Origin of the sequence: Dyadobacter sp. CY351, from assembly GCF_021502625.1 — a bacterium.
Taxonomy (GTDB): domain Bacteria; phylum Bacteroidota; class Bacteroidia; order Cytophagales; family Spirosomataceae; genus Dyadobacter; species Dyadobacter chenhuakuii.
This window is the reverse complement of sequence record NZ_JAKFFU010000002.1, coordinates 211,431-235,557: the sequence shown is the minus strand read 5'-3', so window position 1 is coordinate 235,557 and position 24,127 is coordinate 211,431. Positions and strand designations below refer to the sequence as shown.

The window sequence follows — 24,127 nt, the reverse complement described above, 5'->3', positions numbered from 1 at the left end:
TAGAAAAGTAATATTTATATATCCTTAAAGACTAACACGATTTACCCAATAATTATCTAAATATTTGTACGTTTCAATCACAAAATCAAAAAAAATATGGGTTGGGTATAGTTTTTTATTTTTTGGCGTTATTAACCGGTTTTACTTAAAAAATTATATTATCCATGAACATCCTGAAAAAAGTAGCTTGCCTATGCCTGTTATGCTTGATTGCCATAACATCCGCGCAAGCACAGAAAAAAGGTTTTGCGTTCGGTATTAAGGGTGGTGTGAATTTGTCACGCCTGACGATGGGAAATGTTTTTACAACGAGATACGACGCTGCAGGGAATCCCTACCTGGGATATGATGGCAAGGAAGTGAAGGATAATCTGAAACAAAGTTTTGATACAAGAACCGGTGCAGTAGGCGGGATTTATGCAAGATTCGGCCGTACATTATTCATTCAGCCCGAAGTGCTCGTTTCCACCAAAGGCGGATCATTTGAAATCGTTAAGAATGATCTTGAAACACCTGTAACAGAAAGAATTAATGTTAAATACAGCAACATTGATGTGCCTTTGCTCATCGGTTTTAAAGGCGGTCCGTTAAGAATTTTGGCGGGACCCGTAACTTCATTCAGAATTGGCGATAATCAGCGGTTAAGAGATGCTTTTGAACATTATACGTCGGACCTGAACAATGCAATGTCCGAGGCAACATTCGGATATCAGCTGGGTGCTGGCCTGGATATCGGCAGTTTTAGCCTGGATGTGAGAAGGGAAGGTTCATTTACCAATCTTGCATCGTTCCAGGTGAATGGACAAAATGTTGGAAACGGCAATGAGTCTGTGAAGCAAAAGATTAAATCGTGGCAGGTAACGCTTGGATTGAAGATTTTTTAATGAGTGAATGAGCGAGTGAGTGAATGAGCGAATATTCTTAATCAGCATTTATTAATCATTCACTCATTCACTCATTCACTCATTCAATCATTCAATCACTCACTCATTAAAACAAAACAAGCAGCCTTCGATCTATGCGATGGCTGCTGTTTTTATGAATAACCCACTAATTTAATTCACCAAAATCGCTTATGCGGAAATGCGCAGGTTGGTATGATCCAACATTCCGGAAACCTCTTTAATTTTCCTGCGCGAAACCACCACTTCTTTGCCGCAAGACAGTTTCAGCATGCGATCGTCTTCAAGGCGTGCAACCACGTAATCCGAATTTACCAGGTAAGATTTGTGCACACGCATGAAGTTTTGATTTAATTGACCGGCCAGTGATTTCAAAGTCTTGGAAACCAGATATTTCTTGCCAGTGTTCGTATATATAAAAGTGTAATTGCCTTCGCCTTCCAGGAAAGTAATTACCTCAGGAGCTAAGTAAACGGTCCGTCCCATTGATTGTACGGAGATGAAAGCGGCACTGCCATTGATTGATTTTGATGACAGGTTGCGGTGTGTAAAGCTTGAAAAATTTTTCATGGTAATAGAGACTAATATGTTTTGTTTTCTTGTATTCAAAATTAGTACATAGCGTATATTCAGAAAATACGTAGAAGTACGTATGCGTTTCTAACTAATTCATATACAATAATTTAACATTAGCAGAAAACGGAAAAGACGTAACTAAACTTAGTTAAATGCGTAATTTTACCTACTCCCGAAATCTTAGCCGCAATCAATTCACATCACTAGGCCGAACTTTAATTATCTTTGCACCGCTTTTGGTGTGAATCCTGATACATACCAGCCTCCAATCATTTGATAACAACAATAGTTTATGGTTACCGAACGCGTTAAAGAATTAATTTCGGAAATAGAGCAAGCCACAGTCAACAGCAAAGACCAGCTGGAAGCTTTCCGCCTCAGATATATCAGTAAAAAAGGTGTCGTATCAGAATTATTCGACGGGTTGAAAAACATTCCTCAGGAAGACCGTCGCGCGGTTGGTCAGGAGCTCAACACGCTTAAAAATCTTGCGCAGGACCGGTTTCAGGAATTTAATGCAGCCATTGAAAACGCTGTCGACACGAATCCCGAAATGGTTTTTGACCTGACTTTACCCGTCGTTCCTAACCAGCAGGGAAGCCTGCACCCATTGACCATTGTAAGAAGACGGATCATTGAAATTTTCGAAAGAATGGGTTTCAATGTTTCCTATGGACCTGAAATTGAGAAAGATTGGTATAATTTCAGTGCTCTGAATTTTGCAGATAACCACCCTGCGCGTGAGATGCAGGATACGTTCTTCATTTCAAAAAGCCAGGGTGAAGTGAAGGACGATGTGCTTTTGCGTACGCACACTTCCAATGTGCAGGTGCGGTTGATGGAAAGACAAAAACCGCCGATCCGGTCTATTATGCCCGGACGTGTTTTCAGGAATGAGGCAATTTCGGCCCGTGCACATTGTGTTTTTCACCAGGTGGAAGGGTTATATGTGGATCGGAATGTGAGTTTCAAGGATTTGAAAGACACATTATATCATTTTGCCAAAGAAATGTTTGGTAAGGAATCAAAAATTCGCCTGCGTCCCTCCTACTTCCCGTTCACGGAACCCAGCGCGGAAATTGATGTGACGTGTTTTATATGTAAAGGAAAAGGCTGTAACATTTGTAAATATTCCGGCTGGGTAGAAATCGCTGGCTCAGGAATGGTGGATCCTAATGTGCTTACAAACTGCGGGATCGACAGCGAAGAATATACAGGTTTCGCATTCGGAATGGGAATTGAGCGGATTACAATGCTCCGTTACGGAATAAATGATCTGCGTCTGTTTACTGAAAACGATGTGCGGTTTTTAAGACAATTTGAAGGTGCTTAATTAGATAGAGTTAAACAAAAAAAGCTCAAAGTTGCTGGACGCTGTGTCTGCCACTTTGAGCTTTTTTCTTTTACTAAAACCTCGTTTCCAGATAGTAAGGAAGCATTCTTTTCCAAACCCACCATTCATGCGGCATATCCGGCCCCCAGATGTCCAGCTCGTGCGGAACATTCTTTGAAGTCAGGATCGATGAGATGGCCCTGGAATATTCGGGCACCTCATATGCACCTGAACCTGTGACGAAATGGATGTGGCGGCTATCGCGATACATCGAAAGATGCCACTCGGCTTTCAATTGCGGCAAATAATGCACCGGTGAATTGAAATACACATTATCATCGTAATAACCGTCCGTATACTGGCTCAGATCGTAACATCCGCTCATGGCAATGATGCCGTGGATATAATCCGGATGCTTGAAAAACAGGTTAGCAGCATGCATTGCCCCAAAAGAGGCGCCTACTGCTATGATTTCATTGTCCTGGCTTGAAGTATCCTTGATAAATGGGATCACTTCTTTAATTACATAATCATTGAACAGCTGGTGCCGCACGGCCTTATCGTAGCCATGCATATACGGGTTCATCCAGCTTTCCGAATTGATACTGTTAATGCAATAAACTTTAACTTTTCCTGCATCAATAAAAGGTGCAATGCTCTCTATTAGTCCATTTTGTTCATATTCCAAATAATCCGAAGCTGCTGTGGGAATCATCAACAAGGCTACTCCATAATGTCCGTAGACGGCAATATCCATATTCTCATTCAGCGCCGGACTATACCAACCGGTTACTTCACGTTGCATTGTTCAATCATTTAAGTTGCGTTATATACTGATAAAATCAGGCAGTTAACAATTTTGGTTTAAAGAATAAAATAAACCAACATCATTAACAGCCTGCCAGCAACTGTTAATGATAAATTAATACAACACCCACGTATCCTTGCCCCCTCCGCCTTGTGACGAATTTACGACCAGAGAACCTTTACGCAAGGCCACCCGCGTTAAACCACCCGGGATAACACTGATGTCGTCACCATATAATATGTAAGGGCGCAAGTCCACGTGCCGGCCTTCCGCATGTCCGTCCACCATGCAAGGCACACGCGATAGTGAAATCGTGGGCTGCGCAATGTAGTTCCTCGGGTTATCACGTATTTTTTGCCTGAACAGCTCGTGTTCTTCTTCCGTTGCTTTGGGGCCGATGAGCATGCCATAACCTCCTGCTTCATTTGCTTCCTTTACCACGAGCTGAGAAATATTTTCGAGCACATAATCGAAGTCTTCCTGCTCCCCGCAGATGTAGGTTTTCACATTAGGAATGATTGCCTCTTCTCCCAGATAATACTTGATAATTCGCGGAACGTACGCATACACAACCTTATCATCGGCCACACCAGTTCCCGGCGCGTTCGCTAATGCTACACGGCCTTTTTTATAAACCTCAAAAATCCCAGGAATTCCAATCAGAGAATCGGCATAAAATGATTCGGGATCCAGGAAAGTGTCGTCGATCCGGCGGTAAATAACGTCCACAATTTGCAGTCCGTTGGTCGTCCGCATCTTTACGTATCCATCCGAAACCACCAGGTCGCGCGCATCCACCAGCTCGACGCCCATTTGCTGCGCCAGATAAGAATGTTCAAAATACGCAGAGTTGTAAATTCCGGGTGTAAGCACAGCCACAGTCGGATTAGGACGGTCGGCCAGATGCTGTAACATTTGCAGCAATCGGGTAGGATAATCTGACACGGGCCTTACGCCGGTCCTGGCCAGCACGTCCGGGAAAATCTGCTTGGACAACTCCCTGTTTTCCAACATATAAGATACACCGGAAGGACAACGCAGGTTATCTTCCAAAACCATAAATGTCCCGTCATCGCCTTTGATGAGGTCGGTGCCTGTAATGTGGCACCAGATTCCTTTTGGCGGTTTCAGGCCGATACAAGGTTTCAAAAAGCATTTACTTGACTCAATCAGCTCTCTCGGCACAACGCCGTCGTTCAGGATATTCTGTTCATTATAAACATCATCAATGAACATGTTCAATGCCTTAATACGCTGTTTCAGACCGGTTTCGAGCCACTCCCATTCTGCATTGGAAAGCACGCGCGGAATGATATCGATGGGCATGATCCGCTCCGTTCCTTCGCCTTCGGAATATACATTGAAAGTTATCCCCATTGAAAGCAATGCACGCTCGGTAGCCAGCTGGCGGTTGGTAAGGTCGTCGTGTGTGAGGTTTTCAAATTTGTTCTTTAAATGTTCGTAACCTGGCCTTATCTCCCCATCAGCTGTGAACATTTCATCGAAGAAATTTTCGCTTTGATAATCAGAAAATGAAAAATTCATACAATACAAAATTTGAATAAGTATATATCAGTTGTTTACAAAACAATATATGGTCAATCTTTCAACTAACAAACAAATAAACTGATAAATACGAGGTTATGCTAAATATTAAAATCATGCCGTTCGTTTAATGCAAACATTATTTTTCCAATCAATAAACATTGGTTGCAAGTCCGTGCAGTTAGGCTTTTCTTTGCAAGCGAATTGGCCCCGCATCAACGTCTTCTTAATAATATGTTTAAATATAGTTTACCTGCAATTGCACTTATCCTGGGATTGGCGCAGGCTGCCAAAGCCCAGCATTTGCCAGGTGTTGCAATGGGTAACTATGCTGGAACCAATGCATTATATCACAATCCGGCCTTTGTTGCAGACAGTCGTTACAGCTTCTATGTCAATGTGGTCGGCACTCAGTTTTACACGGCCAACAATCACGTCAGATACGAAGCACCCTACTCGTTTTTGAGCCTGGTTACCAACACCGTCTCCGACGAATACCGTAACGAAAGAGGCGTTTTACAGTTTCCGCGTTCCTATCTGGGGGAAAAATTGAATGGAAATCAGAAATATCTGAACGCCGGTGGAGACGCCCGACTGCCTTCTGTAATGTTCAATTTGTTCAAAGGAAAGATCGGCGTAGGCATTTCAACGCGTGTAAGATACATGCTGAACACATCCGGCGTCACGGAGCCGCTCGCCAGATTGATCAGTAAAACCACCCAGCTGGAAGAATTGCAAGGCCCTTTCTTCGATAACCAGGCAGGCAGGCTGCATTTGAATGGGATGGGGGAAGTTGCGTTCACGCTTGGCGGGACGGTGTATGATAATGAAACGGATTTTTTGAAAGTCGGATTTACAGTGAAAAGGCTGATAGGACTTTATAACGCGCATGCGATCATTGACAATTCTTCATATGACATTCAGCCCGACGAAACCTGGGAGAACAAACGCCAGTTTATCCGCGTGGAAGAAATTAATATGCGTTACGGGATAACCCGTGATGAGGGTTTTCAAAACATAAAACCTTCACCAGCATGGCTGATAGGCGGCGCACCTCCGGGAAGCGGCTGGGGTTTTGACCTCGGTGCTGTTTATGAATACAGGCCGGATATTAACAAATTTTCCTACACGGAAAAAGGCGAAAGAAAGCGTGACGCATCCAAAAACAAGTATCTGTATCGCGTAGCCGTTTCGCTAACAGACATTGGCCGGGTTCATTTCAAAAATCCAGCTTATGTTCTGCAACAGGAAATTCATACAACCAACAAGGAACTCCGTTATGATTCATTCCAAAAGCTGGAAGGTTCCGAGGGGATTTTCAATGCGATCAACAGTTCTCTGGACGGTGGAGCGCCGCTGGCACCCAATTTTAAGTCGGTGTTACCAACGGCTTTTCAGGCAAGTGTTGATTATCATGTGCAGCCGCGGGTTTATGTAAGCGGGTTATGGGTTCAAAATCTGATTCCTCAAAGTGCATTTGGCATGAAAGCCGAATCTGCTATTTCGGTAACACCGCGCTACGAGCATAAATGGTATGAAATTTCCGTTCCTTTAACATTGATGAACCGTTACAGATCGCCCGCCATTGGCCTCGCAGGTCGCATCGGTCCTTTGTGGCTAGGAACGGATCATTTAACGGGATTACTGAATATTGGCAATCCAAAATCCTTTAACTTGTATTTTGGGATTTCGGCAGGACTTTTCCGCCGCCCGCCCGAATCACAAAATCAATGCTGGCCACCAGAAGATTCGTGGATAAGACGCATTTTTAGCAAACGATAAATACGCCTTGCGCGTTTAATATTGATATGGCACAATTTCTATTGATGCTATGATCTTTAAAACACAAACTGAAATGAGAGAAGTAGAAAAAACAAAAGAAGAATGGCAAAAAGAGCTAACCGGACAACAATGCTTCGTGCTCTTCGAAAAAGGGACAGAAAGGCCTTTTTCACACCCATATAATGACAATAAGGAAGAAGGCACCTATGTATGCGCTGCCTGCGGCACACCATTGTTCAGCTCGGAGACCAAATATGAATCCGGTTCGGGATGGCCGAGTTTCTTCCAGCCGATCTCATCCGGAAATGTGGAAGAGATCGTGGACAAAGGCCATGGCATGATCCGCACAGAAGTCGTTTGCAGGACTTGCGGCGGGCATCTTGGACATGTTTTTAATGACGGGCCCAAACCAACAGGTCTCAGATATTGCATGAATGGCGCGGCGTTGAAGTTCAACAAAGCCTGATCAAATAGTTCATAAAAAGCCGGACGAACTCAAAAATGTCCGGCTTTTCTTATCTTTGAATTCTTACGAACCTTACCGTTTGATGGAAGTTATCAGATCGTTTTTTAATAAAATAAGGGCAATGTTCCAATTCATTGGGGCACAGCTTTCAACATTCATCAACCGTGTTGCATACAAGTTAACTTCGCTAGTTACGGGTAAGAATCGCGCCGATGCTTATTTTCAATCCTACCGAAACAAGAAAAGATCAATTCGCGAATGGTGGCATGACACTATAGACGTGAATGCGGCTTATTACAGGCCGGTAATGATCCTCTGGAAAACATTCGTATACGGTTTCGTTACATTCGCCCTTTACATTTTTTGCGTGGAAACCAACTTCCTGTGGCTCATGGGAAGTATGCCGAGCGTAGAAGACCTTCAGAACCCGAAAGTGGCTCAATCTTCCGAAATTTATACGTCGGACGGTGTCATGATCGGCAAGTTTTATACAGAAAACAGGACGCCGGTTACAGCCAAAATGATCTCTCCCAACCTCGTGAAAGCATTGATTGCGACGGAGGATGTACGTTTTTACAAACATTCAGGGATTGACTACAAAGCTATGGCGAGCGTAGCCGTTGGCATTATCACAGGCGCAACAGACCGCGGAGGCGGCAGCACGATCACACAGCAATTAGCCAAAAAACTTTTTAAAACCCGTAAAACCGGCGCTCGCGGCTTGCTCGGTTCCATTCCTGGTTTCAGTACATTAATTTATAAGACCAAAGAATGGCTCACCGCCATTAAGCTCGAAAGGAATTTTACCAAAGAAGAGATCCTGACCATGTATTTTAACACGGTGGATTATGGTAACAACACGTACGGGATCAACACGGCGGCACAATCCTATTTCAGTAAATCCCCGGACAGCCTTAACATTCAGGAATCGGCCGTTTTGGTTGGTTTACAGAAAGCTACGACAACCTATAACCCGATCCGTAACATGAAACGGTCGCTGGAAAGGCGTAATGTGGTGATTAATCAAATGCAGAAATATGGCTATATCTCGGCCAAGCAGGCGGATTCCATCAGTGCGTTACCGATTGTTTTAAAGACAAAGTTCGAGACGCCATACGATGGAAATGCCAATTATTTCAAGAATGCAGTAGTTGATTTTGTGAGAAAATGGGGTGAAGAAAACGGTTATGACCTTTATACGGATGGATTGAAGATTTACACCACGATCGACTCCCGCATGCAGGAAGCTGCCGAAGAGGCTATGGTGCAGAAAATGAAGCAATTGCAGCGCGTTTTCGAAGATCACTGGCGCAACCAGAATCCATGGCGCGATGAGCAGGGAAAAGAGATTACGGACTTCCTGGACAATGTTGTAAAACGCACCAGCAAATACAAATCACTCGCCGCCAAGTTTCCAAACCAGCCGGACAGTATTAAATATTATCTGAACAAAAAGGATACTATGACTGTGTATGACTGGAAAAACAGCGGTGAAATGACGCAGTATTGGAGTTCAATGGACTCTTTGGAATACTATAAGCGGATTTTGCGCGCGGGAATGATGGCCATGCACCCGCAATCGGGCCAGATTAAGGCCTGGGTAGGCGGTTTGGACTATAATTATTTCAAATACGATGCAGTAAAGCAAGGCAAAAGACAGCCCGGATCCACATTCAAGCCATTTGTATACACTACGGCCATTGACGATTCGACATTCAATATGTCACCGTGTGATCAGATCGTGGACAAGCCATTTGAAAAAATATACATGGAAGACGGCGAGCAAAAGGAATGGAGGCCGCGGAATGCAACGGGTACATTCTCTTATGCAAATATGACATTGCGCCGCGCATTGGCACAATCCATCAACTCGGTGACTGCTGAACTCACGGATCAGGTCGGACCTGCAAATGTGGCACGCTATGCCAAGAAAATGGGGATTACCACACCGTTAAAACCTTTGCCTTCCATCGGGCTTGGGCCATTTGACGTTTCGCTTTATGATATGGTGGCCGCTTATGGCGTTTTTGTTAATAACGGAACTTACACGCAGCCGATCCTGGTAACCAAAATTGAAGATAGCAACGGAAAAGTGATCGAAGAATTTCAGCCGGAACACCGCCAGGCCATTAGCGAAGAATCCGCGTTTTTAATGGTTCAAATGCTTAAAGGCGGCGTGGAAGAGCCGGGAGGAACTTCGGGGAGCATTCGCTGGAAGTTTGATGTGACCCGTAATGGTAACGAGCTGGGCGGCAAAACGGGAACGACTTCCAACAACTCCGACGGCTGGTTTATGTGCATCACGCGCGACCTGGTTGTAGGTGCCTGGGTTGGCGGCGACGACCGCAGCATTCACTTTCGATCCACCGATCTGGGGGAAGGCGCTAAAACAGCCTTACCGATCGTAGGAAGCTTTTTGGAGAAAATTTACAGGGATAAATCGCTGGCATTGGAGCCCGGACCATTCCCTAAGCCCACATTCAAAATCTCTAAAAATTATAACTGCCCGACGCAGTGGGCGCCAGCTGCGAATGATTCGCTAGGCATTGGCGGTGACAGCACACCAGCCAAACGGAATGATGAAGATGACTTCCTGATCGGCCCGCCACCGATTCCGCTGGATACGGGAGGAAGAAATTAGAAAAAATAATTGAATTCAAAAGACATTCTGGTTTAACCCGGAATGTCTTTTCTTTTTATAAATCCGTTCCGATCTTCAACACTTCCTTATACTGCATGCGATAAAGGTTAGCATAGAAACCTTCTTTTTCAAGCAATTGCTCGTGGTTACCTTCCTCAACGATCTCACCTTTATCCACAACAATGATCTTATCCGCTTCCTGGATTGTGGACAACCTGTGCGCAATCACAACAGCCGTGCGGCCTTTCATTAATTTTTCAATTGCCTTTTGAATCAATTCCTCCGTTTCACTGTCAACGGACGATGTTGCCTCATCCAGCACGATGATTTCCGGCTCATGAACCATGGCGCGCACAAACGAAATCAGCTGCCGCTGCCCTACCGAAAGCGTGGCGCCGCGCTCCATTACATTATAACTGTAACCACCTGGCAATCTTTCAATAAAATCATGAACGCCAACCAGTTTAGCTGCTTCAACGATTTTTTCGTGGGTAATGCTGCTGTCGCCCAGCCTGATGTTATTTTCGATCGTATCCGAAAACAGGAAAACATCCTGCAGAACAACGCCAATGTGCTTGCGGAGTGCATTGAGATCATAGTCATGAACTTCCACGCCGTCAATATAAATGTTCCCTTTGTTAATGTCGTAAAAGCGCGTTAAGAGGTTGATAATAGATGACTTACCTGCACCAGTTGCACCTACGAAGGCAATGGTCTGCCCGGAATTGACGCTGAAATTGATATTTTTCAACACATATTCTTCTTCATTATAGGCAAACCAAACGTCCTTGAAAGTCACATTTCCCTTAATGGATTCTGGTGCAAATGTGCCTTCGTTGGAAGTATATTCGTCACTATCAAGCACTTTCAGGATTCTGTCGGTGCTCACGATGCCCATTTGAAGTGTATTAAAACGGTCGGCAAGCTGACGAATCGGTCTGAAAAACAAGTTGATAAACATAACGAATGCGGTTACCGTCCCGAATGTGACTTCTGCATTCAAAATCTGTTTGGAACCATACCAAACCACCAGACCCGTTCCCGCAGCCGCTATAACGTCCGCAACAGGAAAGTAAATGGAATAATACAGGATAGACCGGATGTTCGCGTCGCGGTGGACCTTGTTGATTTCCCTGAACTTTTTAAACTCAATGTCTTCGCTGCTAAAAATCTGCACGATACCAATGCCCGTCAAATGTTCCTGGACAAAGGAATTGAGGTTGGAAACAGCCGCACGCACCTCGTTAAAAGAATCCTTGATCTTCTCCTTGAAAATGTAAGTGCAAATCAGCATCAATGGAATGGTTGATAAGCTGATGATCGACAGTTTCCAATCGGTGTAAAACATCACCGCAATGATAAGGACCAACTGCAAAATGTCCCCGGCAATAGCCGCCATACCATCACTGAAAACGTTGGAAAGCGTTTCCACATCCGAAATGGTGCGGGTTACAAGCCTTCCTATGGGCGTGTTATCAAAAAATTTAAGCCTTAAACCAATGATTTTCTGATACAGCTGGACCCGGATGTCTTTGATAATATGCTGCCCCAGCCAGCCGGACATGTAAGTATTCCAAAACTGCGCGAAGCCCTGCAGAATGGTTACGACGATCATAATGCCCAGCATAACAGTCAATTGCGCATAATCTCCGTTCGCAATGGGCGTGTCAATGGTATATTTGATCAGCAGTGGCGTCAGCGGTGCAAGTAATGCATTGAGTAAGATGATGACAATCAGCAGATAGAACTGCTTTTCATACGGACGCACAAATGTATATAAGCGCCGTAATGTAGGAAGATCGAATATCTGGCCGCTTTTGGTTTCCTGATTCACCTGCTGAAATTAAATTGACAAAGTTTGTGACTGTGTTATTGACCAACAATGTAAAAGTAAAAAATGTCACCCGGGGATTAAAAATTCTGGCATTATAGTCGGTAAGGTGGTAGTTCTCTTGGTTTTCCGGCTTTTATGAGGGTTATTGAGTCAGCAAAATCATAGTCCATGGCTTTCGTTCCCGATGCAATTCCAGTACATTCCTTACCCAAAACACCTAGCCAGGTTCCTGCATTAAAGATCTTTCGTTTCAAAAACAGCGAAGGAAAATTAAGGGAATCGCCTGTTTCCCTGCCCATTACGCCCTTACCTACCGACACACCGCACCGTCACACTTACTATGAGATCCTTTTTATAGAAGAAGGCGCTGGCTTTCACGAGATCGATTTCCATTCTTACAACATTCAGGGAGCCGGATTGCACTTCTTAACGCCCGGACAAGTGCATTTGCTCACATTTTCAACCTCATTCCAAGGTTACATTGTTGCCTTTTCCGAAGATTTTTACACTTTTTATAATCCCGTAAGCCCATCGCTTTCACAGCTTCCCTTTTTCCAGCCCGCACGCAAGCAGCCCATCATTACGCTTTCTGAGGCCGAGAAAGGCTATTTTCATAACATTCTGGAAAACATGGTTTCCGATCATCTGGCATCCCAAACGGATCAGACGATGATTGGAAAGTATTTGGGTCTTATTCTGCAAAAATGTGCTTTCCTCGCGCCAAAAAACATTCAGCCTGCCGAATCTGCTGTGCAAACCGTGCCGGAATTGGTAGGAAGATTTCAGGAGTTGGTTGAGAAAAATTTTCGTCAAATGCATGAGGTTCAGCAGTATGCGCAGGAACTTTCTGTTTCGCCGGACTATTTAAGCAAGATCATTAAGAAATATCTCGGTACGCCCTCACAGGAATACATTCTGGACAAACTGCTATTGGAAGCCAAAAGGCTGCTTGTATTTACCAACCTGAGCAGCAAGGAAATAGGTTACCACATTCACATGGACGATCCTTCCTATTTCAGCCGGATCTTCAAAAAGAAAACCGGGCTTACGCCCAACGAGTATCGCGATCATGTTCGGAAAAGTACCATTTAATAGCAAAAATGTACCTTGCCCCCGCCTGTATGGGCGGATATCTTTGTATTATCCAAAAATAAAATGGCTAAATAATACTATCGATATTCACTATGCAGATTCGCAACGATCTTACCGCCGCTTCGCTTCAGCCTAAAATTGACAAGCTCTGGCAGCTTTCCGCCGAGAAAATCAACCTTATTTCACGGGAATACGATAATTCAAAAGGAACGCCCGTTTTCACAGTCAATGGAAAATACACATTGCGCGGCTGGACGGAATGGACACAAGGTTTCCAATATGGCGCGGAGGTTTTGCAGTTCGATGCAACGGGCGAAACGCAGTTTTTGGAAAGTGCCCGTAAAAACACGGTAAGCAGCATGGCTTCGCATGTTGGCCATTTCGGGGTGCATGACCATGGTTTCAATAATGTGAGCACTTACGGCAACTTATTAAGATTGATGAACGAAGGCCGCATTGAAGAAAACGAGTGGGAACGCAACTTTTACGAGATCGCCCTGAAAATATCCGGCGCAGTCCAGGCTAAAAGATGGACGACCACAAAAGACGGACAAGGTTTTATCCATTCCTTCAATGGCCCGCACTCTCTATTTGTAGATACGATACGTTCGGTGCGTGCGCTGATGGTTTCGCACTTGCTAGGGCATAGCTTAATGGGTGAAAATGATGTTAAAACAAGCCTGTTCGAACGCGGCACATTGCATTCTATCGCCACTGCCAAATATGCCGTTTACTATGGCGAAGGCCGGGATAGTTATGACATTTGGGGCCGCACGGCACATGAAAGCGTTTTTAACACCAACGACGGCAATTACCGCTGCCCCAATTCCCAGCAAGGTTTCTCCGGTTTCACCACCTGGACACGCGGACTTGCGTGGGCCATGGCGGGTTTCGCAGAACAATTGGAATCGCTTTCCAGCTTTTCTGACGACGAACTGGCGCAACTGGGCGGCAGAGCAGAAATCGAGAAAATATATTTAAAAGGTGCAAAAGCCACCTGCGACTTCTACATTGATAACACCGCCTCCGACGGCATTCCTTACTGGGACACCGGCGCGCCGCAACTTTATAAATTAGGCGATTACACGTCTAGAACTTCCGATCCTTACAATGAATTTGAGCCCATAGACAGCTCCGCGGCAGCCATAGGCGCGCAAGGCTTGCTTCGTTTGGGAAAATATCTGAATGATAAGGGCGAAACGGAACAAGGAAAAAAATACTGGCAGGCAGGCTTAACCGCACTAGATTCGCTGTTTGCAGAACCTTATTTATCAACCGACCCAACGCATCAGGGCTTGATCCTGCATTCGATCTACCACCGTCCGAATGGCTGGGACAACATTCCGGCAGGGCAAAAAATCCCTTGCGGCGAATCAAGTATGTGGGGCGATTACCACGCCCGCGAAGTGGCGCTTTATGTAGACCGCATTAATAAAAACCTGCCTTACTACACTTATCTGGGCGCTGTTAAGTAATCGAAAATGGAAAATATAACATTAGACCGTTGCTGCATACACACCATTACGACGAAGCCCTGGGAGCTTTCGGAGGCGGTGGAAAACTATGCGGCAGCTGGTGTGAAAGGAATAAGTGTCTGGCAGAATGCAACCGAACGGATCGGCCCTCACCGTGCCGGAGAGCTGATCCGGTCTGCCGGGCTTGAAATCGTCTCTTACGTTCGCGGGGGATTTTTCCCGCATACGAGCAGCGCGGGACGTGCACAGGCCATTGATCACAACCGGAAGTTACTCGAAGAAGCCGCAGCTTTGGGTGCTCCCATGATCGTGCTCGTATGCGGCGCATCGCCCGATCAGTCCATGGAAAAGTCCCGCGAACAGATCAAGGAAGGCATTGCAGCAATTTTACCATTGGCCGAAAAACTGAAAGTGAAGTTGGCTATTGAGCCGCTGCATCCGATGTATGCAGCTGATCGATCAGCAATTAACACATTGGCACAGGCGAATGATATGGCCGAATATTTCAATTCACCTTATGTAGGCGTGGCGGTAGATGTGTATCATTTGTGGTGGGACGGCGACCTGGAAAAGGAAATCGCCCGTTGCGGTGCAAACGGAAACTTGCTGGCTTACCACGTTTGCGACTGGAAGGTCAACACCATTGATCTGCTCAACGACCGCGGGTTAATGGGCGAAGGCTGCATTGATCTTAAAAAGATCCGCGGATGGGTGGAAGCGACTGGTTTCAATGGCTTTTGTGAGGTGGAGATTTTCTCCAACATTCACTGGGCCAAGGATCAGCATTTGTTTTTGGGAGAAATTACAGAGGCATTTTTAAAAACTGTTTAAAATAAAAACATGACTACACATAACATTGGCATTATCATGAACGGCGTGACGGGCCGTATGGGAACGAATCAGCATTTATTAAGGTCTATCAAAGCCATTATCGAGCAAGGCGGGGTGAAAATCTCGGCAGACGAAGTGATTATGCCGGATCCAATCCTGGTTGGTCGCAACGAAAGCAAGCTGCAATCGCTTTGCAAACAGTCCGGAATAGCGAAATACACAACGGATCTGGATTCTGTAATGTCTGATCCGCAGTATCAGATTTATTTTGATGCCCAGGTTACGGGTCGCCGCGCGGCTGCTGTGAAAAAAGCTATTCTTGCCGGGAAACACATTTATTGTGAAAAACCAACAGGCACAACGACCGAAGAAGCGCTTGAACTTTATGAATTGGCAACGGCCGCTGGTTTGAAAAACGGCGTTGTTCAAGATAAGCTCTGGCTGCCTGGAATGCTGAAATTGAAGCGTCTAATGGAAAATGGTTTTTTTGGAAAAATCCTTTCCGTACGCGGAGAATTTGGTTACTGGGTTTTCGAAGGTCATAGCATTCCGGCGCAGCGGCCTTCCTGGAATTACCGGAAAGAAGACGATGGCGGCATTATCGTGGATATGCTTTGCCACTGGCGCTATGTTCTGGACAACCTTTTTGGCAAAGTAAAAGCTGTTTCCTGCCTCGGCGCCACGCACATTCCCGAGCGCATCGATGAAAATGGAAACCCATACAAAGCAACAGCCGATGACGCGTGCTACGCTACGTTCGAGCTTGAAGATGACGTCATTGCGCAGTTCAACTCATCCTGGACCGTCCGCGTCCGCCGCGACGACTTGCTGACATTGCAAGTGGACGGGACGCACGGTTCCGCAGTCGCTGGCCTACGGGATTGCTACACGCAACATTACGGAAACACGCCAAAGCCCGTCTGGAACCCGGATATTCCACAACCGATCCCGTTTTTTGAAGGTTGGGCAAAAGTGCCTGAGCAGGAAATTTTTGACAATGCATTCAAAGCGCAGTGGGAGCTTTTCTTGAAACACATTGTAAAAGACACGCCATTCCCATGGGATTTGAAAGCAGGGGCACGCGGTGTGCAACTGGCTGAAAAAGGCATTGAAAGCTGGGAAAAACGTCAGTGGGTTAACATTGAGGAATTATGAAAAACACGGCGTTAATCACCGGCGGAAGTCGTGGCATCGGCTTTGGGATCGCCAAAGCCCTTGCCAACGAAGGCTATAACCTCGCCATCAACGGCGTACGCGACGAAGCTGGCGCAGCAGAAGCCCTGAACGAACTTAGAGAATTGGGTGCGGAAGTGGCTTACTGCCAGGGAAATATTGCCAATGCAGCCGATCGCGAGGCGATTATCGAGAAAGCCTATTCGGTTTTTGGACAAATTAATATTCTCGTAAATAATGCAGGAATCGCTCCGCGGGAACGACTGGATATCCTGGAAACGACTCCCGAAAATTTTCAGGAGGTTATGCAAACCAACCTCGAAGGGCCATTTTTCCTGACGCAGGCCATTGCAAAACGAATGGCACATGCGAAGCAAAACAACCACGCGTTTGAAGCGACGATCGTTTTCGTGACTTCCATTTCGGCAACGGTTGCGTCAATAAACAGGGGTGAATATTGTATTTCAAAATCGGGTCTGGCGATGACAAATCTGCTTTTTGCAGTTCGTATGGCAGAGTTTAACATTCCCGTTTTCGAGATACGGCCAGGTATTATTGCCACGGATATGACTTCCAAAGTGCAGGAAAAATATGATAACCTGTTCCAGAGCGGCATCGCCTTGCAGCCACGCTGGGGAACGCCTGAGGACGTAGGAAAGGCCGTTGCATCGCTCACAAGAGGTGATTTCCCCTACTCCACCGGCCAGGTCATTGGCGTGGATGGCGGAATGTTGATTGATAGATTATAGCTTTCAAAGTAAACCAAATCACTTATGTCCGAACATTCCACTCCTCGCCCTAGCTTACTCTCACAATTGCTTCAAGTGCCGGTCATTGTGGCTGCGCTGGGCTATCTGGTCGACATGTACGACCTCTTCTTGTTCAGCGTGGTGCGCGTTCCAAGTTTGAAAGCATTGAATGTGCCGGCAGATCAGTTGCTCGGCGAGGGCATCCGGCTGCTCAATTATCAAATGGCCGGAATGCTCATTGGTGGCGTTTTATGGGGCATTATTGCAGACAAAAAAGGACGGCTTTCAGTGCTTTTCGGATCTATTATCATGTATTCGCTTGCCAATATCGGGAACGGCTTTGTTACTTCGCTGGATCAGTATGCGTTGCTCCGTTTCATTGCGGGTGTGGGCCTTGCGGGAGAACTGGGAGCGGGAATCACATTGGTAACCGAGGTTTTACCCAAAGAAATACGCGGTTACGGCACTACATTGGTTGCAACATTAGGCGTTCTCGGCGCTATCCTTGCCTATTTTGTGGCGGATATGTTCGCGTGGCGGATTTCCTATTTTGTTGGCGGTGGAATGGGCTTGCTATTGCTAGTTTTGAGGTTCAATGTATTTGAATCGGGAATGTTCAAGCAGGTTAAGGAGCGAACTGTAGACCGCGGCAACGTTATGATGATTCTGACGAATGGGAAGCGTTTTGCCAAATATATGATGGCTATCCTGGTGGGGCTGCCCATCTGGTTTGTGGTCGGTATCCTGATCACATTCTCCCCCGAATTTGGCGCTGCAAAGGGAATTGAAGGAATCAATGCGGGAAAGGCAGTTATGCTGGCGTTTTCCGGACAAGTTTTCGGGGACATTTTCAGTGGTTTGTTAAGCCAATATCTGAAAAGCAGAAAGCGGGTGATCGGCTTGTTCATCATTCTTTCACTAACCATGATGATTGGTTATCTGATGATCCCGTCGCTTGATCTGTTTACATTCTATCTGATGTGCGCATTGTTAGGATTTTGCAACGGTTACTGGACCTTATTTATCACCATCGCCGCAGAACTTTTCGGAACCAACCTGCGCGCCACTGTGGCGACAACTGTTCCTAATTTTGTAAGAGGCGCTACCATCCCGCTGGCTGCATTGTTTGTCAGCTTCAAACCGGACCTCGGCGTCATCCAGAGTGCCCTGCTCATTGGTGTGGCCACGTCGCTGGTTGCATTGCTAGCCTTATATTTTTTAGAAGAAACATTTACGAAGGATATGGATTACGTAGAAAAGGAATAGTTCATACTCTTAATTGATTTTGCTAAAACGGCTCCTGCATTGCAGCGAGCCGTTTTTTTTAACACTTATTAACAGATTAGTAAGCAACATATGCTTCGTTCAAACCATCATTGAACCGAATTTAAGAAACCATTTAATTACTCATGAAAGATATAAACCACTCATTCACGTAAAGTTTCCATTCCTGTACTTTGTATTACATAGTACCGGGATTTGCGCCACCTTTGTTATGTCCTCAGAGACAAAAAAGTAAATAAAATATTAGCCATAAAAATAAAATAAGTCATGAAAACTACAATCAAAACCTTCGCATTTGCCTTAGCATTAATCGCATCTTCATTTGCTGCCAACGCAGAAGACAAGGAAACCAAGAAAGCTTCAACATTCGGAACAGGAATTTACCCAACTAAAAGCGGTAAGATCAATGTTCTGGTCAACAAGGCAAACAACAACGCCAACACAGTGATTTTACTTAAAAACGAAGCTGGAAACGTTGTTTACCGCGAAACTGTCAGCAAAGACAACCAAAAATTCGGTCGCACATTAAACATGGACCAGATGGACGCAGGGAAATACGAACTGGACGTCATCAGCGGCAAAGAAATCCAATCCAAATCTTTCGAACTCTCGGAACAAAAATTGGAACGCTCTTTAACCGTAAAATAATTAGAACGTAAACCTTAAATTTTCAAGGCCTCCGGAAACCCGGAGGCCTTTTTTGTTTCCAAATGTCCGGTAACCGTTACTTTTTTAGAAGAATAGCGTCCTAAGGTTAAAATCCATTTTGATAGTTCTACTTTTTGTAGAACTTTTTAATTAAATTTAACTTCGCGATGCAGTTAGACGAAAAAAGAATCTTAACTAAGTGGCAACAAAAAAACCGCGGCAATCGCAGACTATTAGATGCAATTGACAAACTGATTTTTGATTTAGAGAATTCTGAATATGCTTCTTACACGCATCTACTGAAAGAACGTAAAGATGCGGATCAGGTGCATACTAAGGGCATTTTCTTCTTCAATGTTGAGAATGACCGTGTGCTGGTTGCGATCAAATTTGAGAAGAATCGAGCGATAGCGCTATGGATAGGCACACATAGCAGTTATGAAAAACTATTTAGGAACAACAAAACTACGATTGAAAAATGGCTAAGATCAAAGGGGCACATACGCTGAAAGAAACAGATATAAAATCAATGATTCGCAAAGGAGAGATCTCTTCCGAGTTAGAATTAGAACGCGCTTCACTTGCCGCCAGATTTCTCAGGCTTCAAGGTGAGGACCAACCAGAATTGGCTGCGCTAGAGCAACAATTAAGCACTTTAATTCGTGATTATGAATCGAAAAACTGGGCCGATTTTAAGCTGGTCACAGAAAAACAAGTGAAAGAAAGTAACCTGGCTGAGAAGCTCGCAGCTAGGGAGTTTAAGTTTTATAAACAAAGGCGCGAGCTGATCATCCAAACATTGAAACAAAATGGGCTCAATCAAAATGACCTGTCGGCAATACTGGCACACAGCAAATCGTACACTTCCGAGCTTCTGAATGGGATCAGGTCTTTTTCAATGAATGACTTGGTCATTATCCATAAGCTCTTCAAAATAAAGTTGGAGGATCTTATTTTCACGGAGATAACTCCGGATGTGGAACTGAGGATAAGGGAAACATTTGAAAAAGCTGCCGAAAATACTTCAAAATCAAAAAAACCAGCACAGGTAACTTCTTTAATGAAAGCGCTTTATTCCTAAACACAATCTTGTGAAACATCTGCCTGTCTAAAGACATGATCCAAATCAACGTCACTTACGAACCGGTTTGCAAAAATATTTATCAATAACTATTCACTCATTACTATGGACTCACGTCGAGATTTTCTTCAAAAATTAACTCTCGGAATCGGCGCAACCGCGCTAACCGACCTGCCCGCTGCTGCACGAGAGCTTTATGCCGGCCCAAAAGCAGACAAACAACTACGCGTCGCCATTATGGGACTTGGCAGTTATGGAACGCGGGTTGCGGATGCCATGAAAGATTGTAAAATGGCAACACTTGTGGGAGCCGTTTCGGGCACACCAGCCAAGATCGAAGATTGGAAAAAGAAATACAACATTCCTGAGAAGAACACTTACAATTACGATACGGTCAGTAAGATCAAGGACAATCCGGATATTGATCTCGTGTACATTACAACGCCTAACTCACTGCATCACAAACATGTTTTGCAAATTGCCGCTGCCGGCAAACATGTTCTTTGTGAAAAACCGGTGGCTGACAATGCGAAACAGACGCGTGAAATGATTGCAGCTTGTGAAAAGGCCGGGGTGAAATTTTACATTGGTTACCGCATGCATTTTGAACCGCACACCCGCGAACTGATCCGCATGCGTGAGGCTGGCGAGCTGGGCAAGATTATGCATGTAAACAATTATATGGGTTTCAAATCCGGCGATCCGAATCAATGGAGACTGAAAAAAGCGCTGGCTGGCGGCGGCGCGATGATGGACGTGGGCATTTACGCACTGAACGGCGCACGATATGCAACAGGTGAAGAGCCGATCTGGGTGACGGCACAGGAAACGAAAACCGATCCGGTGAAATTCAAGGAAGTGGACGAAACGATCATGTTCCAGCTAGGTTTCCCCAGCGGCGTGGTAGCGAGTTGCGGTACGACCTACAATTTCAATAATTACGAAAGACTTTATGTAATTGGTGAAAAAGGCTTTGTGGAACTAAGCCCGGCATTCAGCTACGGTCCGATCAAAGGCCGGACGCACAACGGCCCAATGAATCAGCCCATAGTCACGCACCAGACGTTGCAAATGGATGGCATTGCCGACATTATCCTCAACAACAAGCCCGACCCCAATGTAAGCGGAGCCGAAGGATTAAAGGATATGATCGTTGTTGACGCTGTTTACGAATCAATCCGCAAAGGCGGTGCAAAAATCATGTTAGCAGGCAAATAGACATTCATAATCAGGATCACCATGATAGTTTCGAAGTTGTTAAAGCAATGCATCTCCGTTCTCATGGTGATTCTTGCATTAAATACCAGTTGTAGCAAAAAAAGCATCACCGCTTCCGGCAGCGGCGATATGGATAATCGGTTCAAAGTTATCGGCTATCTGCCAAACCGAACCGATCTTCTGGCGTCTGCCAAACAAATCGATTTTGGCAAAATCACCCACTTATACATTGCCTTCATTAATCCCGATTCCCTGGGAAATCTCACAGGAACTGGGAATCTCAAAGAAGTTGCCGCCCTGGCCCATTCCAAAAACGTCAGGATTATGGCATCTATCGGTGGCGGCGGCGCTCCGGAATATTATCCTTCTTTTTTAACAGGAGAAAAGAAAACAAAACTCATCAATGACCTTGTAAACCTGGCAGTTGATAACAACCTCGACGGCATTGACGTAGATCTGGAAGGCGCATTAATTGACGCCAATTACGAAAGCTTTGTAACCGATCTCGCAGCCCCTTTAAAACAAAAAAACAAACTCATCACAGCCGCCATCGCCACCGTTTACAAGGATCAATTTACAGACAAAGCATTAGCCCAGTTCGATTTCGTCAACATCATGTCCTACGATCGCACCGGTCCATGGCGCCCCGACGAACCCGGCCCGCACGCCCCCTACTCCATGGCTGAGGAAGACCTCCAATACTGGCTCGAAACGCGCAAAATCCCAAAAAATCAACTCACCCTGGGCGTTCCATTCTACGGCTACGGCTTCGGCGGCACCGCCCCGGAAAGCATGTCCTACAAAAACATCCTCCGACAATATCCCGACTCCGTTAATCAGGATCAGATGCATTTGAATGGTGGGATGGTTTACTACAATGGCCTAGCGACGATTCGGAAGAAGACGGAGCTGGCGAAGCAGAAGGTTAGTGGGGTGATGATCTGGCAATTGTTGCAGGATTCGACTGGGGTGAAGTCGCTGCTTGGGGAGATTGACGGGGTTGTGAAGCGGAAGTGAATTTGCTGAATGTTACATTTTAAGTTAACTTTACATAACACACTATTAAATGGAGCAAATACGAAAGGTCGTATTTTATGGTAATTATTTTGACAATTTCTATCAAAAGCAAAATGCAAAAGTCAGGGACAAAATCGACTATGTGATTTATCTTTTAATGCATTTGGATCGGGTTCCTGAGAAATTCTTGAAACACATTGAAGGTCAGAAAGGCTTGTATGAGCTGCGGATTGAAGCCGGCAGTAACATTTTCAGGGTCTTCTGTTGCTTTGACAAAGATAAAATTGTCGTCCTGTTAAATGGCTTTCAAAAGAAAAGCCAAAAGACTCCGACCGACGAACTTCAACTTGCTGTAAAACTCATGAATGAATACTTGAATAAGAATTGATATGAAAGAAGACCTCGAAATTACTTCTGCGGAAGACCATTTTACCCACTATCATGGGGCACCAGGCGCAAAAGAGCGGATTGAATTTGAATTAAAAGCGAAAGCATTTCTGATAGGAGAAATCATTAAAGAAGAGCGAAGACTTGCGAAACTCACTCAGGAGCAGCTTGCTAATAAAATCGGGGCAAAAAAAAGCTTTATTTCCAGAATAGAAAATGGCCATACGGACATTCAACTTTCCACGCTTTATCGAATTTTGGAAATAGGATTAGGAAAGAAACTTGAACTATCAGTTCATTAATATTAAAAAAAACGCAACCCCGGGCTAACTTCATCCGGCATTATTTTGATATGAAAAAGTCAGCAGGTATTTATTCAATTTTTTCCGGGTTGGCAGCGTTGCTGTTCCCGGCATTACTTTCAGCACAGATGATGGATTCAAAATCGATAGTAGCGCCCGGCGCACAGGTTGAGAAACTCGGCGACGGTTACAAATTTACAGAAGGCCCGGTTGCCGATCAGAATGGTAATGTGTTTTTCACAGATCAGCCCAACAATAAAATCATTCGCTGGGACGCAGAAACAAATAAATTCTCCGTTTTCTCGGACAATGCAGGTCGTGCGAACGGCATGTATTTTGATAAAAAAGGAAACCTGGTGGCGTGTTCGGATGAAGACAATCAGGTTTGGTCCTTTGATAAAAACGGTAAGCCTACGGTGTTGGTAAAAGATTTCGAAGGCAAGCTTTTGAATGGCCCTAATGACCTTTGGATCGATCCGCAGGGAGGCATTTATCTGACAGACCCTTTATATAAAAGAGATTACTGGAAGCGCGATCCGAAAATGCAGCAAGACGGCGAGCACGTGTATTATCTTGATCCGAAAGGAAAAAACCTGATCAAAGTTGATGCCAACATTAAAAAACCAAACGGGATCATCGGCACGAAAGATGGCAAGACGTTGTATGTGGCAGACATTGGCGACAACAAGACCTACAAATACGACATTCAAAAAGACGGAACGTTAACCAACCGGACGCTTTTTGTGCCAAAAGGATCTGATGGAATGATCCTCGACGCGGAAGGAAATCTTTACATTACGGGCAAGGGTGTTACCGTTTTCGATAAAAAAGGTGAACAAATCGCTCATTTCCCGATTCACAATGGTTGGACCGCAAATTTGTGTTTTGGCGGAAAAGACAATGATCTTCTTTTTGTAACGGCAGAAACAGCAGTTTACGGATTGAAAATGAAGGTCAAGGGTGTGAAATAATCTTGCAAACTA

The 24,127-nt window shown here is 45.0% G+C and carries 23 protein-coding genes; 19 read left to right on the top strand and 4 right to left on the bottom strand.

What is annotated here, in order from left to right:
* Positions 1-164: 164 nt before the first annotated feature.
* A complete protein-coding gene (locus L0660_RS03080; protein WP_235157898.1) occupies positions 165-884 on the top strand; it encodes a porin family protein in 720 nt (239 codons plus the stop codon).
* 189 nt (positions 885-1,073) lie between these two features.
* Here the strand turns inward: L0660_RS03080 and L0660_RS03075 are convergent, their stop codons facing one another.
* Entirely contained in the window at positions 1,074-1,472 is a 399-nt protein-coding gene (locus L0660_RS03075) for a LytTR family DNA-binding domain-containing protein (RefSeq protein WP_233795505.1), read from the bottom strand.
* A 298-nt stretch (positions 1,473-1,770) separates the two neighbouring features.
* On the opposite strand from L0660_RS03075, the gene pheS reads away from it, so the two are divergent.
* Positions 1,771-2,811 carry a phenylalanine--tRNA ligase subunit alpha gene (gene pheS, locus L0660_RS03070; RefSeq protein WP_235157894.1) on the top strand — a complete coding sequence of 347 codons (1,041 nt, stop codon included), beginning with the start codon at positions 1,771-1,773 and terminating at the stop codon, positions 2,809-2,811.
* Between the two features lie 73 nt (positions 2,812-2,884).
* On the opposite strand, the gene L0660_RS03065 is transcribed toward pheS, so the two are convergent.
* Together L0660_RS03065 and L0660_RS03060 are read right to left on the bottom strand one after the other, a co-directional pair.
* Positions 2,885-3,616 (bottom strand): esterase family protein, encoded by a 732-nt coding sequence (locus tag L0660_RS03065; protein WP_235157873.1) that lies wholly within the window; start codon positions 3,614-3,616, stop codon positions 2,885-2,887.
* A gap of 117 nt (positions 3,617-3,733) precedes the next feature.
* A complete protein-coding gene (locus L0660_RS03060) occupies positions 3,734-5,164 on the bottom strand; it encodes a circularly permuted type 2 ATP-grasp protein (protein ID WP_233795502.1) in 1,431 nt (476 codons plus the stop codon).
* A gap of 234 nt (positions 5,165-5,398) precedes the next feature.
* Between L0660_RS03060 and L0660_RS03055 the strand changes: the two genes are divergently transcribed.
* The 3 genes from L0660_RS03055 to L0660_RS03045 all read left to right on the top strand — a co-directional run bounded on the left by L0660_RS03055 (position 5,399) and on the right by L0660_RS03045 (position 10,053).
* Positions 5,399-6,946, top strand: coding sequence for a DUF5723 family protein (locus L0660_RS03055; protein ID WP_235157870.1), 1,548 nt, complete (start codon positions 5,399-5,401; stop codon positions 6,944-6,946).
* A 73-nt stretch (positions 6,947-7,019) separates the two neighbouring features.
* Positions 7,020-7,412 (top strand): peptide-methionine (R)-S-oxide reductase MsrB, encoded by a 393-nt coding sequence (msrB, locus tag L0660_RS03050; protein WP_233795500.1) that lies wholly within the window; start codon positions 7,020-7,022, stop codon positions 7,410-7,412.
* A gap of 82 nt (positions 7,413-7,494) precedes the next feature.
* Complete coding sequence (locus tag L0660_RS03045; protein ID WP_409013379.1) at positions 7,495-10,053, top strand: penicillin-binding protein 1A; 2,559 nt, start codon at positions 7,495-7,497, stop codon at positions 10,051-10,053.
* Positions 10,054-10,108: 55 nt separating this feature from the next.
* On the opposite strand, the gene L0660_RS03040 is transcribed toward L0660_RS03045, so the two are convergent.
* Positions 10,109-11,887, bottom strand: coding sequence for an ABC transporter ATP-binding protein (locus L0660_RS03040; RefSeq protein WP_235157849.1), 1,779 nt, complete (start codon positions 11,885-11,887; stop codon positions 10,109-10,111).
* 168 nt (positions 11,888-12,055) lie between these two features.
* On the opposite strand from L0660_RS03040, the gene L0660_RS03035 reads away from it, so the two are divergent.
* The 14 genes from L0660_RS03035 to L0660_RS02970 all read left to right on the top strand — a co-directional run bounded on the left by L0660_RS03035 (position 12,056) and on the right by L0660_RS02970 (position 24,115).
* On the top strand, positions 12,056-12,979 hold the full coding sequence (locus L0660_RS03035; protein ID WP_235157847.1) for an AraC family transcriptional regulator: 924 nt from the start codon (positions 12,056-12,058) through the stop codon (positions 12,977-12,979).
* 92 nt (positions 12,980-13,071) lie between these two features.
* Positions 13,072-14,454, top strand: coding sequence for a glycosyl hydrolase (locus L0660_RS03030; protein ID WP_235157845.1), 1,383 nt, complete (start codon positions 13,072-13,074; stop codon positions 14,452-14,454).
* Positions 14,455-14,460: 6 nt separating this feature from the next.
* Positions 14,461-15,285 carry a sugar phosphate isomerase/epimerase gene (locus L0660_RS03025; protein WP_235157842.1) on the top strand — a complete coding sequence of 275 codons (825 nt, stop codon included), beginning with the start codon at positions 14,461-14,463 and terminating at the stop codon, positions 15,283-15,285.
* Between the two features lie 9 nt (positions 15,286-15,294).
* Positions 15,295-16,440: a Gfo/Idh/MocA family protein gene (locus L0660_RS03020; protein WP_233795494.1), complete on the top strand. Its 1,146-nt coding sequence runs from the start codon at positions 15,295-15,297 to the stop codon at positions 16,438-16,440.
* Positions 16,437-17,207: a 3-ketoacyl-ACP reductase gene (locus L0660_RS03015; RefSeq protein ID WP_235157834.1), complete on the top strand. Its 771-nt coding sequence runs from the start codon at positions 16,437-16,439 to the stop codon at positions 17,205-17,207. The genes L0660_RS03020 and L0660_RS03015 overlap by 4 nt, the downstream gene beginning before the upstream one ends.
* A gap of 24 nt (positions 17,208-17,231) precedes the next feature.
* Positions 17,232-18,473: an MFS transporter gene (locus L0660_RS03010; RefSeq protein WP_235157832.1), complete on the top strand. Its 1,242-nt coding sequence runs from the start codon at positions 17,232-17,234 to the stop codon at positions 18,471-18,473.
* A gap of 285 nt (positions 18,474-18,758) precedes the next feature.
* Positions 18,759-19,139, top strand: coding sequence for a hypothetical protein (locus L0660_RS03005; protein WP_233795491.1), 381 nt, complete (start codon positions 18,759-18,761; stop codon positions 19,137-19,139).
* A gap of 167 nt (positions 19,140-19,306) precedes the next feature.
* Positions 19,307-19,648: a type II toxin-antitoxin system HigB family toxin gene (locus L0660_RS03000; RefSeq protein WP_235157831.1), complete on the top strand. Its 342-nt coding sequence runs from the start codon at positions 19,307-19,309 to the stop codon at positions 19,646-19,648.
* Positions 19,618-20,220, top strand: coding sequence for a transcriptional regulator (locus tag L0660_RS02995; protein WP_233795489.1), 603 nt, complete (start codon positions 19,618-19,620; stop codon positions 20,218-20,220). The genes L0660_RS03000 and L0660_RS02995 overlap by 31 nt, the downstream gene beginning before the upstream one ends.
* A gap of 105 nt (positions 20,221-20,325) precedes the next feature.
* Positions 20,326-21,438, top strand: coding sequence for a Gfo/Idh/MocA family protein (locus L0660_RS02990; RefSeq protein ID WP_235157829.1), 1,113 nt, complete (start codon positions 20,326-20,328; stop codon positions 21,436-21,438).
* 21 nt (positions 21,439-21,459) lie between these two features.
* The gene (locus L0660_RS02985) at positions 21,460-22,455 is read left to right on the top strand and encodes a glycosyl hydrolase family 18 protein (RefSeq protein ID WP_235157826.1); all 996 of its coding nucleotides are present in this window, start codon (positions 21,460-21,462) and stop codon (positions 22,453-22,455) included.
* Between the two features lie 49 nt (positions 22,456-22,504).
* On the top strand, positions 22,505-22,843 hold the full coding sequence (locus L0660_RS02980; protein WP_235157818.1) for a type II toxin-antitoxin system RelE/ParE family toxin: 339 nt from the start codon (positions 22,505-22,507) through the stop codon (positions 22,841-22,843).
* Between the two features lies 1 nt (position 22,844).
* A complete protein-coding gene (locus L0660_RS02975) occupies positions 22,845-23,144 on the top strand; it encodes a helix-turn-helix domain-containing protein (protein WP_233795485.1) in 300 nt (99 codons plus the stop codon).
* Between the two features lie 50 nt (positions 23,145-23,194).
* Positions 23,195-24,115 (top strand): SMP-30/gluconolactonase/LRE family protein, encoded by a 921-nt coding sequence (locus tag L0660_RS02970; protein ID WP_235157816.1) that lies wholly within the window; start codon positions 23,195-23,197, stop codon positions 24,113-24,115.
* Positions 24,116-24,127: the final 12 nt, after the last annotated feature.

Excerpts from the sequence above, each read along its gene's own strand:
- L0660_RS03065 (WP_235157873.1), bottom strand. The coding sequence starts at position 3,616 with ATGCAACGTGAAGTAACCGGTTGGTATAGTCCGGCGCTGAATGAGAAT.
- L0660_RS02970 (WP_235157816.1), top strand. The coding sequence starts at position 23,195 with ATGAAAAAGTCAGCAGGTATTTATTCAATTTTTTCCGGGTTGGCAGCG.
- L0660_RS03045 (WP_409013379.1), top strand. The coding sequence starts at position 7,495 with ATGGAAGTTATCAGATCGTTTTTTAATAAAATAAGGGCAATGTTCCAA.
- L0660_RS02985 (WP_235157826.1), top strand. The coding sequence starts at position 21,460 with ATGATAGTTTCGAAGTTGTTAAAGCAATGCATCTCCGTTCTCATGGTG.
- L0660_RS03055 (WP_235157870.1), top strand. The coding sequence starts at position 5,399 with ATGTTTAAATATAGTTTACCTGCAATTGCACTTATCCTGGGATTGGCG.
- L0660_RS03015 (WP_235157834.1), top strand. The coding sequence starts at position 16,437 with ATGAAAAACACGGCGTTAATCACCGGCGGAAGTCGTGGCATCGGCTTT.
- msrB (WP_233795500.1), top strand. The coding sequence starts at position 7,020 with ATGAGAGAAGTAGAAAAAACAAAAGAAGAATGGCAAAAAGAGCTAACC.
- L0660_RS02975 (WP_233795485.1), top strand. The coding sequence starts at position 22,845 with ATGAAAGAAGACCTCGAAATTACTTCTGCGGAAGACCATTTTACCCAC.
- L0660_RS03025 (WP_235157842.1), top strand. The coding sequence starts at position 14,461 with ATGGAAAATATAACATTAGACCGTTGCTGCATACACACCATTACGACG.
- L0660_RS03075 (WP_233795505.1), bottom strand. The coding sequence starts at position 1,472 with ATGAAAAATTTTTCAAGCTTTACACACCGCAACCTGTCATCAAAATCA.
- L0660_RS03005 (WP_233795491.1), top strand. The coding sequence starts at position 18,759 with ATGAAAACTACAATCAAAACCTTCGCATTTGCCTTAGCATTAATCGCA.
- L0660_RS03020 (WP_233795494.1), top strand. The coding sequence starts at position 15,295 with ATGACTACACATAACATTGGCATTATCATGAACGGCGTGACGGGCCGT.
- L0660_RS03035 (WP_235157847.1), top strand. The coding sequence starts at position 12,056 with ATGGCTTTCGTTCCCGATGCAATTCCAGTACATTCCTTACCCAAAACA.
- L0660_RS02990 (WP_235157829.1), top strand. The coding sequence starts at position 20,326 with ATGGACTCACGTCGAGATTTTCTTCAAAAATTAACTCTCGGAATCGGC.
- L0660_RS02995 (WP_233795489.1), top strand. The coding sequence starts at position 19,618 with ATGGCTAAGATCAAAGGGGCACATACGCTGAAAGAAACAGATATAAAA.
- L0660_RS03030 (WP_235157845.1), top strand. The coding sequence starts at position 13,072 with ATGCAGATTCGCAACGATCTTACCGCCGCTTCGCTTCAGCCTAAAATT.
- L0660_RS03080 (WP_235157898.1), top strand. The coding sequence starts at position 165 with ATGAACATCCTGAAAAAAGTAGCTTGCCTATGCCTGTTATGCTTGATT.
- L0660_RS03000 (WP_235157831.1), top strand. The coding sequence starts at position 19,307 with ATGCAGTTAGACGAAAAAAGAATCTTAACTAAGTGGCAACAAAAAAAC.
- L0660_RS03010 (WP_235157832.1), top strand. The coding sequence starts at position 17,232 with ATGTCCGAACATTCCACTCCTCGCCCTAGCTTACTCTCACAATTGCTT.
- L0660_RS03060 (WP_233795502.1), bottom strand. The coding sequence starts at position 5,164 with ATGAATTTTTCATTTTCTGATTATCAAAGCGAAAATTTCTTCGATGAA.
- pheS (WP_235157894.1), top strand. The coding sequence starts at position 1,771 with ATGGTTACCGAACGCGTTAAAGAATTAATTTCGGAAATAGAGCAAGCC.
- L0660_RS02980 (WP_235157818.1), top strand. The coding sequence starts at position 22,505 with ATGGAGCAAATACGAAAGGTCGTATTTTATGGTAATTATTTTGACAAT.